The organism is Mesorhizobium sp. B2-4-13 (assembly GCF_006658535.1).
GTDB classification, from domain to species: domain Bacteria; phylum Pseudomonadota; class Alphaproteobacteria; order Rhizobiales; family Rhizobiaceae; genus Mesorhizobium; species Mesorhizobium australicum.
Genome location: NZ_VFVB01000001.1, coordinates 355,288 through 368,635, shown reverse-complemented (window position 1 = coordinate 368,635; position 13,348 = coordinate 355,288). Strand labels below are relative to the sequence as shown.

Annotated in this window: 11 protein-coding genes; 2 read left to right on the top strand and 9 right to left on the bottom strand. The window is 64.1% G+C overall.

Annotated elements, in window-relative coordinates; translation table 11 throughout:
• Position 1 precedes the first annotated feature (1 nt).
• The 3 genes from FJ936_RS01825 to FJ936_RS01815 are packed head-to-tail and all read right to left on the bottom strand — an operon-like array spanning position 2 to position 1,724.
• Positions 2-988 (bottom strand): serine kinase, encoded by a 987-nt coding sequence (locus tag FJ936_RS01825; RefSeq protein WP_140793533.1) that lies wholly within the window; start codon positions 986-988, stop codon positions 2-4.
• The gene (locus FJ936_RS01820; protein ID WP_140793534.1) at positions 985-1,422 is read right to left on the bottom strand and encodes a lasso peptide biosynthesis B2 protein; all 438 of its coding nucleotides are present in this window, start codon (positions 1,420-1,422) and stop codon (positions 985-987) included. The genes FJ936_RS01825 and FJ936_RS01820 overlap by 4 nt, the downstream gene beginning before the upstream one ends.
• Positions 1,422-1,724, bottom strand: coding sequence for a PqqD family protein (locus tag FJ936_RS01815; RefSeq protein WP_140660516.1), 303 nt, complete (start codon positions 1,722-1,724; stop codon positions 1,422-1,424). The genes FJ936_RS01820 and FJ936_RS01815 overlap by 1 nt, the downstream gene beginning before the upstream one ends.
• A 767-nt stretch (positions 1,725-2,491) precedes the next feature.
• Between FJ936_RS01815 and FJ936_RS01810 the strand changes: the two genes are divergently transcribed.
• Both FJ936_RS01810 and FJ936_RS01805 read left to right on the top strand, forming a co-directional pair.
• On the top strand, positions 2,492-4,399 hold the full coding sequence (locus FJ936_RS01810) for a propionyl-CoA synthetase (RefSeq protein ID WP_141906062.1): 1,908 nt from the start codon (positions 2,492-2,494) through the stop codon (positions 4,397-4,399).
• 146 nt (positions 4,400-4,545) lie between these two features.
• Positions 4,546-5,628 (top strand): acyltransferase, encoded by a 1,083-nt coding sequence (locus FJ936_RS01805; RefSeq protein WP_140660514.1) that lies wholly within the window; start codon positions 4,546-4,548, stop codon positions 5,626-5,628.
• Positions 5,629-5,757: 129 nt separating this feature from the next.
• Here the strand turns inward: FJ936_RS01805 and FJ936_RS01800 are convergent, their stop codons facing one another.
• From FJ936_RS01800 to FJ936_RS01775, 6 genes are all read right to left on the bottom strand, one after another.
• The gene (locus FJ936_RS01800; protein ID WP_015314209.1) at positions 5,758-8,142 is read right to left on the bottom strand and encodes a polysaccharide biosynthesis tyrosine autokinase; all 2,385 of its coding nucleotides are present in this window, start codon (positions 8,140-8,142) and stop codon (positions 5,758-5,760) included.
• A 148-nt stretch (positions 8,143-8,290) separates the two neighbouring features.
• Positions 8,291-9,187: a UTP--glucose-1-phosphate uridylyltransferase gene (locus FJ936_RS01795; RefSeq protein WP_023772481.1), complete on the bottom strand. Its 897-nt coding sequence runs from the start codon at positions 9,185-9,187 to the stop codon at positions 8,291-8,293.
• A 74-nt stretch (positions 9,188-9,261) separates the two neighbouring features.
• Entirely contained in the window at positions 9,262-10,230 is a 969-nt protein-coding gene (locus tag FJ936_RS01790) for a glycosyltransferase family 2 protein (RefSeq protein ID WP_141906061.1), read from the bottom strand.
• The gene (locus FJ936_RS01785; RefSeq protein ID WP_141906060.1) at positions 10,220-11,170 is read right to left on the bottom strand and encodes a glycosyltransferase family 2 protein; all 951 of its coding nucleotides are present in this window, start codon (positions 11,168-11,170) and stop codon (positions 10,220-10,222) included. Before FJ936_RS01785 ends, FJ936_RS01790 begins: the two co-directional genes overlap by 11 nt.
• Positions 11,170-12,159 carry a glycosyltransferase family 2 protein gene (locus FJ936_RS01780; RefSeq protein ID WP_141906059.1) on the bottom strand — a complete coding sequence of 330 codons (990 nt, stop codon included), beginning with the start codon at positions 12,157-12,159 and terminating at the stop codon, positions 11,170-11,172. Before FJ936_RS01780 ends, FJ936_RS01785 begins: the two co-directional genes overlap by 1 nt.
• Positions 12,160-12,174: 15 nt before the next feature.
• The gene (locus FJ936_RS01775) at positions 12,175-13,347 is read right to left on the bottom strand and encodes a glycosyltransferase family 4 protein (RefSeq protein WP_141906058.1); all 1,173 of its coding nucleotides are present in this window, start codon (positions 13,345-13,347) and stop codon (positions 12,175-12,177) included.
• Between the last annotated feature and the right edge of the window lies 1 nt (position 13,348).

Below are 13,348 nucleotides of genomic sequence, written 5' to 3'. Positions count from 1 at the left end.
GTCAGTCCCGTGATGTCAACGTAGCGCTTATCAGAGCCGCCGCATCGGCCGGACGCACGCCTACTTCCAGGGTAAAGGTCGGCACCGACGACACCAGTCCGCGGATCGCCGCCAACCTGCGCTTCTGCAGCGGCAGCAGACCGGTCGCGCCAGTGCGGACATTGTCCATCGCCAGCGCCACCATCGCGTCGGTCCGGGCCATGGGCGCGAGCCGGGTCTCTTCGTCGCCGGATCGCGCAAGATGCAGGAGCGCTGCGACCGGACGGGCGGTCGGACTTTCGATTTTTACGATCCCACTCAGCTTTTCCAGCGAAACAGCCTGTTCGCCATTGCGGTCCCATGACAGACCGAGGCATGGCGCCACAAGCGGGATCATCCGCGCGGTCTTCTCATGGATCTTGACATGGCGCGGCAAACCCCAGGCGGCAGGCGTGGGGGAAGCGAGATTCAGGATCATGGCGTCGTCGGAGCACAGGCCGAATCCTTGCGTTGCCAAGGCCAGCGATGTGGTGGTCTTGCCGGTGCCGCTCGGGGCATGGACCAGCACGACGGCGTCGCGGCCCGGCAGCGTCAGCCCGGCCGTGTGCAGCATATGCTGGCCGCCTGCGTCGAGTGCTGCGTCCAACACCAGCATCGATGGCGTCCAGGCGGCCTTCGCACCGGGGCGAACCCGGAGTTCGGCCCAACCCTCCTCGTCATTGACGACAACGGCTTGGCGTTCGGGAAAGACGAGATGGACCGTGCCGCCATCCGCGATCATCCGGCAGTAGCCGTCCTCCGGTATCTCGCCCTCGAAGACGAGCGATCCGCCGGGCGCTTCGTCCAGAACGTCCGCCTCTGTGATCTCGAGACGAAAATGCGGCTCGACGGGACCTGTGACACGCAAGGTGCCCAGCATCCCGTCGAAATCCTGCCAGAGCCCGGGGCGCTCGGCCGATATGCCGAGGATCTGGCCATTGAGGTCATAGAATACTGAAGGTCTGGTCAAGCGGAGCGCACCTTCGTGGCGGCGGTGGCGGGGTGACGGTAGATCTCGACCATGCCGGGAAGGCTGTCACTGACCACCGGCTTGCCGTCCAGGCACACCCAGCAATGCGCCGCCAGCCGCGACGCTTGCAGCGACTTCGGATCGACGCCGAAACGCAGCTGCGGATCGAAACCGCCAAGGCGCAGGAAGCGATGGCCGAGCAAGCCCTCCCGCAAGCATCTGCGGTCGCGCATCAGCCAGGGATGACGCACGGCACGGTTGACGCGGGCGACAATGTAGGGGGCGGGCAGGCCGCGATAGGGCGCCGGCGAGGCGAGCGGCGCCCATTTCAGCACCTCCTCGAAGCTGCGATTGGCAATGAGAATTGGCATCAGCCGCGCGCTTGCCCAGAGATGGCAGCGGAACAGGGCGCGCAGGAGAGGACCGTCCACCATCAAGCGGTGCCTTCAGCCATCAAGCCTGGAGCAGCGAGAATGCCTTCCGAGACCAGATCGCTGGCCAGCGCCGCCATGTCCTCGTCAAGCGTGCCCTTGTCGATTTCGAACTCCTCGCAAAGCAGGCCGACGATCTGGCCGAGGCTGCGCACGCCATCCACCTTGTCGAGAAAGGCTTCGGTCGTCCCGTTGCAGGTATAAAGCTGGCCGCTGCGCGCCAAAAGCACCACCGCGCCGTCGCCGACATGCTGAACCGAGGCATCGTCCGCCAGTCGCAGAACCGTTCCAGAGGCAATTTCCATAACGAACCCCAAAAGCCATGCAAAAGCCGGAAATGAGATAGCGCGGTGGTGGGGCGCTGTCTATTGGCCGGCCGGGATGGCTCGCGTGGCTCTATGCTTGCAGCACGCTCTTGTCAGGCCGCAACATCCATCCAGCGTCGAAAATCGTCCCAGAAAATAGTCGTCGGAATGGCGCGCCAGGCAAGCATGCTGACCGGCAGGCCCGTTGCTTTTCTTCCCTCCAGTAAGGTAAGAACTCCCCGGGTCTTGGGGAGATAGCGTATGCGTTACAATTGGGAGCGGGCTCCGACGACTTTCGAACGTCATCGAAAAGCTCTGGCGACAGCCATTTTGATCTTCGGCGGCGTCGGCCTCATGCTGGTGGCCTTGCCGATCTAGCGCCGTCGACATTCGCCCAACGAATCCGGCTTGTTAGACGGCAATCGACAGATTGTTCAGCGGGGTTGTCCGGTCACCGCTATCAAGCGGCGATCGCACCCTTAAAACCCCGGCTGAAGCGCTGCACAGCCCGACGATTACCGCCGGCTTGCCTGCCGGTGTGTATTCACAGGATTCCGACAGGCTGTAGGAGGTCGGACGGTTCCTCGAGCCTGGTCCCGATCGACCATTGATGGCGCATGCGCTCACATCCTCCCGCTCGATATCGTCGGACAGCGGGCATCCCGGTCAGGACAAGACCGGTTCAAACGAAAATCAGGGAAGACAGCGCCGGAAAAAACAGCATAGGCTGTTTGCAAAGACGGCAAATGGTTTCCGGGAGGGTACGGATGGCTTCACGCTATCACGAGATCTATGACGGCTGGAAACGCGACCCGGAAAAATTCTGGGCCGACGCGGCCGGCGCCATCGACTGGTATTCGCCCTGGAACAGGGTGTTCGATGCCTCCGCCGGCGTCTACGGCCGCTGGTTCACTGGTGCGACCTGCAACACCTGCTACAATGCCCTTGACCGGCATGTCGCCGGCGGGCGGGCGGACCAGATCGCGCTGATTTACGACAGCGCCATCACCGGCACGGTGAAAAAGTTCACCTATACCGAACTGAAGCGCGAGGTGGTGGCGCTGACCTCGGTTTTAAAGAACCGCGGCGTCGGCAAGGGTGACCGCGTCATCATCTACATGCCGATGGTGGCGGAAGCGGCCATCGCCATGCTCGCCTGCGCCCGCATCGGCGCAGTGCATTCGGTCGTGTTCGGCGGCTTTGCCTCGCATGAGCTTGCCACCCGCATTGACGACGCAAAACCGAAACTGATCATCTCGGCCTCGTGCGGCCTGGAGCCGGGGCGGGTCGTCGCCTACAAGCCGCTGCTCGACAAGGCGATCGAGATGTCCCGGCACAAGCCGGACGCCTGCCTGATCCTGCAGCGCGATCAGCTGCGCTGCGATTTGAAGGACCATTTCGACATCGACTATGCCGACGCCGTCGCTCGTGAGCGCGCAGCCGGCGCCAATGTCGACTGCGTGCCGGTGCTGGCCACCGACCCACTCTACATCATCTACACGTCAGGCACGACGGGCCAGCCCAAGGGCATCGTGCGGGACAATGGCGGCCACATGGTAGCGCTGAAATGGACGATGGAAAACGAGTTCGGCGTGAAGCCCGGGGAAGTGTTCTGGGCGGCGTCCGATGTCGGTTGGGTGGTCGGCCATTCCTACATCGTCTACGGCCCGCTGCTGCATGGCTGCACCAGCATCCTGTTCGAAGGCAAGCCGATCGGCACGCCCGACGCCGGCACCTACTGGCGCGTTATCGCGGAACATGGCGTGGTTGCGTTGTTCACCGCGCCGACTGCCTTCCGCGCCATCAAGGGGCAGGATCCCAAAGGCGAGTTCGTGCCGAAATACGATCTGTCGAAATTCCGCACCCTGTTCCTGGCCGGCGAACGCGCCGACCCCGAAACCATCAAATGGGCGGAGCAGAAGCTGAACGTGCCGGTGGTCGATCATTGGTGGCAGACCGAGACCGGATCGCCGATGACGATCAACCCCGCTGGGCTCGGCCTGTTGCCGGTGAAGTACGGCTCGCCCGGGGTACCGATGCCCGGCTACGATATCCGCGTGCTCGACGATGCCGGCCATGAGGTGCCGCGCGGCACGCTCGGCAATGTCGTGGTCAAGCTGCCGCTGCCCGCGGGCTGCCTGCCGACCCTGTGGAACGCCGATGCCCGCTTCCGCCAGGCCTATCTCGATGAGTTCCCCGGCTTCTACAAGACGGCCGATGCCGGCATGATCGACGAGGACGGGTATCTCTACGTGATGGCCCGCACCGACGATATCATCAACGTTGCCGGCCACCGATTGTCGACGGGCGCCATGGAAGAGGTGCTGGCCGCCCATCCCGATGTCGCCGAATGCGCCGTCGTCGGCATCGCCGATGCGATGAAGGGCCAGATTCCGCTCGGCTTCGTGGTGCTGAACGCCGGTGTCGCGCGCGACGGCGCCGCCATCGAGAAGGAGGTCGTCGCGCTGGTGCGCGAGCGCATCGGCCCGGTGGCCGCCTTCAAGACCGTGGTGACGATCAAGCGCCTGCCCAAGACGCGCTCGGGCAAGATCCTGCGCGGCACCATGCAGAAGATCGCCGACAAGGAAGCGTGGATGATGCCTGCAACCATCGACGACCCCGCCATCCTCGATGAGATCACCGCTGCCCTGACGGAGCGCGGAATCGGCGTCTAAGGAGCACTGCCGGGACCTGACTGGAGCTACCGTTCCGCGATGTTGCGGCGCGGCGAATTTTGTGATGACCGCTGGGCGCAATCGTAGATTGTGCGATGCAACATTCCGCCCTACAGTTCCCGCGGGGGGCCATTCGATTGGATCGCATGGCTCAGAAAAAAATAACCTTTGGCGGTATCGACATCCTGCGGTTTCTCGCCGCCGTGCTGGTCATGGTCTATCACTACGGCTTCTGGGTGTGGGCCTATCCCGACGGCATCTCGGCGCAAGCGACTGGTGGCGTTCCGGCGCAGCCTGGGATCGGCGCCTGGGTCGGGTCTGGCTGGGTCGGCGTCGAGATCTTCTTCGTCATCAGCGGTTTCGTCATTGCCTTCAGCGCCGAGAATTCGACGCCGCTGCGGTTTTTCGAGGCAAGGGTCAAAAGGCTGGCGCCGGCGGTCTGGATTTGTGCCCCGATCACCACGGCGCTGTTGCTGCTGATCGGCTTGAGCTGGCCGACCGATGCGGTGGTTCGGCTCGTGCGCACCGGCCTGTTCGCGCCTTATGGTCCCTGGGTGGACAGCGTCTACTGGACGCTCGGCATCGAAATCGCCTTCTACGCCATCGTCTGGATCCTGCTGCGGCTCGGCCGTTTCAACCTGATGGAAAGGGTTGCCATCGTCATCGGCATGGTCAGCACGCTGTTCTGGTGCCTTTATTATCCGCTCGGCTGGTCCGCCTTCGCCGAGACGCGGTGGCTGCAGCTCGTGCTGGTGCATCATGGCTCATTCTTCGCGGTCGGCGTGCTCATCTGGCTGATGCGGTTCAAGGCGGTGACGGCGTCTCGCCTTGGCTTCTGCCTGCTGTTCCTCGGCGGTGGGGTGCTGCAGATCGCCAGCTCCGTCGACGTCCATAGCATCAAAGTCGGAGCCGTGATGCCGTACGGGCCGCCAATCTTGATCTTCCTCGCGGCCATCGCGCTGATGGCGTGGTCGCTCACGCTTGATCTCAGATGGAGCGGCTGGCGCCGGATCGGCCTGATGACCTATCCGCTCTATCTGATCCACGACGTCATCGGCGCGGCGATGCTCGGCGCCATGGTGCGCTCCGGGCTGCCTTATCTCCTGTCGATGGCAATGGTCGGCGCGACCATGATCGCGGCAAGCTGGCTGGTGGCAACCGAGGCCGAACCGCGCATCCGGCTGCTGCTCGACCACACGCTTTTCCGTTACCGGCTGAAGGCGGCATAGCCTCGAGCTATACGCCGCTCCGCCTCATGTCCGGCCGCATGAACGGCGGCCGGACGGTGCCGAAACTTTGTGCGATTTCGGAATGAGAACCGCTGCGCGGGTTCAAGACATGATGGCAACGGCCTTATCTCAGACCGCCGCCTTCGAACGCACTTCCGACTTGTCGAGATAATAGCTCGAGTACTTGTCGAAGAATTTCTCCGACGCGCCGAACGACCCGTATTTGGCGAGCTTCTTCAGGTCGACCTTGTTCAGCACCGCGCCGACGATCTTGTTGGCGACATAGGGCTCGGATTCCAGCATCGAGCGCACCATGGCGCGCGGCGTGCGGCCCCATTCGGTGACGAGCACGAAGCCGTCGACCAGCGGCGCGAAGGCCTTGGCGTCGACCACCGGGCCAAGCGGCGGCAGATCGACGACGATGTATTCGAAGGTCTCCTTGGCGTTTTCGATGAAACGACGCATGCCGGCCGAGGAGAGAAGCTCGCTGGTGTGCGAGAAATGGCCGCGCAGCACAGCCGGGATGATCGCCAGCTTGGTCTGCCTGTCGATCTTGCCGACGGACTGCCAGGTCTGGCCGCTCACCACCGCTTCCATCAAGCCTTGCTCGGCTTCCATGCCGAGGCTGCGGCTAAGGCCCGGATTGCGCAGATCGCCATCGATGAGCAGCGTCCTGGAGCCATTGGCGGCGAGCAGCCCGGCGAGATTGGCCGCGACCGTCGACTTGCCTTCGCCGGGCAGGACCGAGATCACGCCGATGACGCGGCTGCCTTGCCCTTCCATCACCACATCGAAGGCGATCTTGGCGCTGCGCAGCGTTTCGGAGAACATCGATGCCGGAGCGTCGATGCTCACCCGCATCCGTGCGCGCCTTTCGATCGCGGCCGGCGATCTGGCGACCTTGAGATCGGGTTCGGCTGGCTTGTCTTCCTTGCTCGGTTTGCTGCCGATGGTCGGCAGGTAACCGAGGAATTTGAGGCCGACGCGGTCGCGGACCTCTTCGCCGGTCCTGAAGAACCGCTCGTTGAACTCGTTGAGGCCGCCGAAGCCGGCGCCCATCAGAACCCCGAGCACCAGCGAAAGGCCGAGCACGATGACGGTGCGCGGGCTCGAGGCGGCAAGCGGCGTCGACGCATCCGAGATGATGCGGATCTTGCCGACCGGGAAGGATTGCTGCTGCGCGGCTTCCTCGTAGCGTCCGAGGAACGTCTGGTAGAGCGTGGAGAGTGCCGTCGCCTTCTGATCGAGATCACGCAATTGGACCTGCGACTGGTTGTCGATCGAACTCTTGCCCTGCGCGGCGGCGACATTGGCCCTGAGCGCGGTCTCGCGCGCCAACGCCACCTCATACTCGTTGCGGTAGCTTTCGGTGAGCTGCTTCAGTTCGCCGAAGATCTGCGTCGAGATGTCGGCCTTCTCCTTGGCGAGCGCCACCGCCTGCGGATGCTGCGGGCCGAAATTCGCCTCGACATCCTGCTGCCGTTTGGCGACCGTGAGGTAGCGGGTCTTCAACGCCGCAATGACCGAGCTGGCTGGCTGGTCGCTGGATATGGCGGCATCCTTGAAAGCGTTGTCCGAGCCGCTGTCGACGATCGACTTGTATTGCTGGTAACGGGCGCTGGCACGCGCGGTGTCGGCCTGCGCCACGATGAGCTGGGCGTTCAGGTCGGCGAGCTGCTTGTCGCTCATCAGCTGGCCGTCGCTGTTGGCGGACAGGCCGTGTTCGGCCCTGAATTTCTCGACCGCCAGCGATGCCTGCTGCGAGCTCTCGCGCAGCTCCGTCAATCGGCCCTGCAGCCAGACCGCCGCGCGCTCGGTGGCGTCGAAGCTGGCGTCGAGCTGGTCGGCGAGATAGGCGTCGGCATAGGCCTTGGTAATGGCCTTCGCCAATGCCGGATCCGTCGCCTGGTAGCCAAGCGCGATAACGTAGCTTCGCCCGACGCGATCCGCCCGGATCTCGTTCTGCAGTTTGAGGATGGCGTAGTCGCGGCGCGACGTGGCGATCAGCGCATCGCGCGCGGCGGGGTCGAGCTTGGTGATGTCGCCGACACCCGGCATGACCGGGCTGCTCGGACGAACATACTGGATCAGACCGCGGACCAGGCCAACGCCCTGGGCAAGGGCCGACTGGGGCGGGTTCATGAACGTGTCGTTCTGGTCGAGCTTGAGCTTGTCGACGACCACGGCGGCAAGCCGCGTCGAGGTCAGGATCTCGATCTGGCTCAGAATCGCGGAATCGGTCTGCATCGTCGTCGATGCCGCCGAGATGTCGTCGACGATCTTGTTCAGACCTTCATCGATCAACACGCTGGAAACCGACACGAATTTTGGCGGCGTGGTCTGCAGATAGAGCATGCCCAGGAAAAGGCCGATGATGGCGCACACGCCAACCACCTTGGCCTGCCGTGCGGCCATGCCAAGCAGCCGCTCGATGTCGATGAAGTCGTCGCCGTCTCCTGCTTCCGAATTCGGCAATGGCATCCTCTTGTCAAGAGGAAAATTGGCATAATTCATCTTCGGTCCAATTCTGGCTTGTCTCGCTCGCAGGCCCCGGAGAGATCGGGAGCATTGGCAGGCGCGACACACGCTTGGTGCCGGACAGCGCGGAGCCGGCCGGCGCCTCCGCCGTCAGCCACCCGGCAATACTCCCGAAAGATGGGCATTATGCGGCTTCTTCCTGGCGTTCATGCGTCCGGACGAACTCCCGGAGCATCTCGAAAACCGGACCCTTCATGTCGTCGCGCGCCAGCGCGAAGGCGATATTGGCCTGGATGAACCCTTCCTTGGACCCGCAGTCGAACATGCGCCCCTTGAAAGGCTGGGCAAAGAATGGCTGCTCCTGCGACAGGCGAACCATGGCGTCGGTCAGCTGGATCTCGTTGCCGGCGCCGCGCTGCTGGTTGCCCAGAAGCTGGAATATCTCGGGCTGCAGGATATAACGGCCATTGATGTAGAAATTCGACGGTGCGTTGGCCGGCGCCGGCTTTTCGACCATGGCCGTCACCTCGAAACCGCCGCCAATGTCGGCGCCACGGCCGACAATGCCATATTTGTTGGTCTCGGTGGGATCGCAACGCTCGACGGCGATGACGTTGCCGCCGGTCTGTGCATAGAGGTCGGTGATCTCGGCCAGGCATCCGCGCCCGCCGAAGGAGACCATGTCAGGCAAAAGCAGGGCAAAGGGCTCGTTGCCGATGACCTCGCGGGCGCACCAGACGGCATGGCCGAGGCCTTGCGGCGACTGCTGGCGGATGAAGGAGGTGGCGCCGGCCACCGGCAGCATGCTTTCGAGCGTCTCCAGCTGAGTCTTCTTGCCAGTTTGCTCCAGGGTTCCGATCAATTCCGGATGCAGGTCGAAATAGTCCTCTATGACCGCCTTGTTGCGGCCGGTGACGAAGACGATGTGCTCGATGCCGGCCTCGAAGGCCTCGTCCACCGCATATTGCACGACGGGCCTGTCGACGACGGGAAGCATTTCCTTCGGCATCGACTTGGTCGCCGGCAGGAACCGTGTTCCAAGCCCCGCCACCGGTATCACGGCCTTCCTGATTTTCTTCATCGCAAATTCCTTCTGAGGAGATCGACTACAGTCCATTCACAGGCCACGAAAAATCCCTCCATGTGCCTGCATCTTCACCTCCCCGCCCCGACGGCAAACTGTGCCGCTACTCTTCGCAACCGCACGGCGATCGGCATGCCCATATGCCTGACCGCCGCCGGGTCGCTGAGCGCCGTCCGGATCGCCTTGAGCGGGGACCGCGCCTTGATGTGCTGGACCATCGCCAGGAACGAGGCCGCCTTGCGCAGGCTGCGGCCGCGCCGGGCGAATGCCGCCTGCGCGGCCACGTCCATCGAATGGGTTTGAGCGAAAATCTCGTCGGCCTTGCGCATCGCCTCGACATGATGAGGCTCGAGCACGCGCGAGATGGAGCCGCTGCGGATATGATAGGCATAGCCGATTTCAGGCTCGACCACGCATCTGCCGCCCATGGCGAGGGCTTCGGCAAACAGGATGTAGTCCTCGCCGATCCTCAGCTTCTCGTCATAGCGAAGCCGGTTTTCGTCAAGGAACCGGCGCAGGAAGATCGGCTTGAGATAGCCGAGATTGAACTTCGATTCGAAGACGACGTTGCCGGCGATGTAGGTCGCCAGCGAAATCTCGCGCAGGCCTTCCAGATACTGGCGCGGGAACATCGCGTCCTCGACCACGCCGTCCTCACGGACGACCTGGAGATTGTCGACGGCGATCTCGGCGCCCGCCTTTTCGGCGCGGCCGATCATGGCGGCGACGCGTCCGGGAAAGACGGCGTCGTCGGCATCGAGAACCGCTATCCACCTGCCGCGGGCGGCGTCGAGCCCGGCATTCCTGGCCCCTCCGGGGCCCCTGTTCTTTTCCAGCGCCACGACACGCACGACATGCTCGGGATAGGCCCTCGCCACATCAAGCGTGGCATCACGCGACTTGTCGTCGACGACGATGATCTCGAGGCTGACGCCCTTCTGGGCGATGGCGCTGGCGACCGCCCTATCAAGGGTTGCCTCGGCATTGTAGGCGGCGATCACAAAGGAAACATCGGGCACGGACGAAATGTCAGGCTGCACGCTTGCCTCCTTCCCCTGGTGAAGGCTGGCCATAGAGGCGCAGTTCGCGGATACCGACAAGACCGCTGACAACGCCGACATGCATGATGCCGCGCAAGACACTGCGGTTCCTGCGGACCGGACTGGCTGCAACCGGAAGTGCCGCGGCGAAGCAAAAAGCGGCCTTTGCCGCGGCAAGGCCGGCCTGCTTTACTCGCGCGATGCCGCTGGCGCCGCGGCCCAGGAGATGGCCGTGCGTCTGGCCAACCCGGAAGCGGCGGCGGCTGAGCCAGTCGAATGCGGCCCTGGCCCTCGGCACCGCCTCGTCGACCCATGCCTCCGGCGCAAAGGCGATCCGGCCGCCTGCCTTGTGCATCTGGTCGAAGAATTCGGTGTCCTCGCCGCCGGTCTGGCCGCGCGCCAGGCTGAAGCGGCGGCCGCGCAAGCTGTCGGATGCCATGCGCAGCAGGACGTTGCAGGTGTAGCCGGTGCGGATTTCGCCGTGCACGCGGACCGGCAAGGTGGAATGGAAATCGCCGCGGCGCATCCATTCCGGCGCATCCGGACGATAGAGCGCGCGCACCGGGCCGAGAACCGCGGCGGCGCCGCTTTTTTCGGCCGTTGCCACCAGTTCGGCGAGCCAGTGGGCCGTAGCGGTCTCATCGTCGTCGATGAAGGCCAGGAAATCGGCCTCGCTGGCCTCGAGACAAGCGTTGCGAGCGATCGAGATGTTGCGGGCCGGGCAATGCCGGTAGCGGACCGGCAACTTCAATTCCTGCGACAGCACCGTCACCAGGTCCCTGGCGCTCGGCGTGTCGTCATTGTCGGCGACGATGACGCCGACCTCGAAGCCGTCAGGCATGGCCAGGGCGGCAAGCGAGCGCAGCGTGTCGGCCAGTTCCGGCCGCCGGAATGTGCACACGCCGATGTCGATGCTGCGATGCTTGACCTCAACCGCCATCACGCCGCCCTCCGCCGCGTGCCGAGGCCGAGAAGCTGCAGCCAGAAGCCGACGGACCAGCCGAAATGCATGACCATCGCCGAGACGCCGGCAAGCGCGATATCGGCATTGCGCTGGCTGATGGCCGCCACCAGGCCGTAGCCCAGGCAAACCGCCACCCACAGCACCAGAGGCAGCGCCGCGATCCAGTGCAGGAAGGAGAAGGCCGCCAGCAGAACCACCGGGAAGACCGCCAGCGGCACCATCTGCCTGACCTTCGGGATCACACGATGTTTCAGCACATTCTTGGCGCGGCCGCGGCCATAGCCGAGATACTGGACATAGAGGCCGCGCAGCGAGGTCCGCGGATAATAGACCATCTGCGTCCTGCCGCTCATCCAGATCCTGTAGCCTGCCTGCCTCAGCCGATAGTCGAGTTCCGCATCCTCATTGTGGCTGAACGTCTCGTCATAGCCGCCGACGGCCTGGAAGGCCGATATCCGCATCAGTGCGTGATGGCCGTGGTCGACCCACTCCCCGGCGGAGAGATGGCGATGCTTGGAGCCGCCGGTGCCGAGCTTGGAGTTCTGCGCCGCCGCCGCCGCTTTCTGCACGGTGCCGCTGCCGCTGGTCAGCATCGACACCACGACCGAATCCGCCCCGGTCGCCAACGCCTCCTCGACCAGTCGGTCGCAATAGTCGTCGGGATAGCCGCCATGGGCGTCGATGCGGATAAGATAGTGCGCACCCTCGCCGAATTTGGCCACCGCCAGGTTGATCGCGGCGCTCTGGATGCGCTTTTCGTTGTGAAGCAGGATGATGCGAGGATCGTTCCTCTGGCGCTCGCCGACAATGGCCAGCGTGCCGTCGGTGCTGCCGCCATCGGCAACCACGATCCGCGCGCCAAGCCGTTCCGCCGCCGGGCAAAGCTGGTCGAGCAGCGCGCCGATATGAGTCGCCTCGTCGAGACACGGGATCACGATCAGAGTGGAGGCAAGCGCTTGCGTCATCGGGCGATCTCCATCCTATGCCAGGGCCTCAGTCGCGAGCGGCCCGTGCACTGTGGTCAGGCGGCGCAGTTTTTCGACCAGCACGCCGCAGTCGCTGCGATCGTAGCTCCACATCCTCGGATTGTGGGCCAGCACGCGCGCCTTCAGCCTGCCGAAGCGGTGTTGTTCCATCCCGCCAAGCGCGGTTTCGAGCGCCTCGGGCGTGGCCTGCGGCAGCAAAACGCCGATATCGCGCTGCCGCAGGAACCGTCCGGTCTCGGTGTTGTCCATCGAGATCGGCACCGCGCCGAAGCGGCAGCCTTCATAAAGGCGGTTGGGCAGCAGCCATTCGGAGTTCTGTCCCTCCTCGAAGAAATCGATCGCCCAGGAGAAATGGACGTCGTGATAGATCGCCGCCATGTCCTCCGGGTTGCGGTACGGCCCGCGAAACGACATGTAAGGTTCTGCATCGATGAAGGCATGGAAATCCGGGAACTCGGAAAGTGCCGGGCGGCCGCGCAGCACGATTTCGAACCGGCCTTCCATGTGACGCGTGAAACCGGCCAGCAGTTCGAGCGAGCGGCGGCACCGAAGCGCCCCGAACCAGCCGATCCGCCACGGCGGGGCGAGAGGTCCTTCCACCGCCTCGCGCTCGGCGGGCAGAATCGCCGCCGCCTCGAAATATTTGTTCTCGACCAGTTCCACCGGCGCCGCGACCTGGCGGAAAGGCTTGAAATAATTGGCGATGAAGGCGGGCGAACTGGTCACCAGCAGCCGCACATCCCGCGCCAGATGACGCTCGGTGGCGCGCAGCGCCTTGCCCAGGACATCGTCGCGAAGCACCAGGCGGTGAATGTCGAGACATTCGTAGACGATCGGGACAGCGGCGCCGAAAGCCGACCGGGCGCGGCGGGCCAGCGCCAGCATCTCCAGGTTACGCGCGATGATGATGTCGGGCTTCGGCACGTCCCTGAGCTTCGAACCTATCGAAACCGCTGTTTTTGCCACCGCCACCAGGCGCTGGGCGAATCGCCCGTCGCGCGTCGCGCCAAGGTCGATTGGCCGCAAGCCTTCGATGTCGGCAATCGGAGTGGCGGCGCGGCGGAAGCCCGCCAGGGTAACCCGGGCGCCACCTGTCCTGAGCATCGTGATCCGCCGGCGAACCGCCGGGTCGGAAACATCATGTACCAGGTACAAGACATGCAGCATG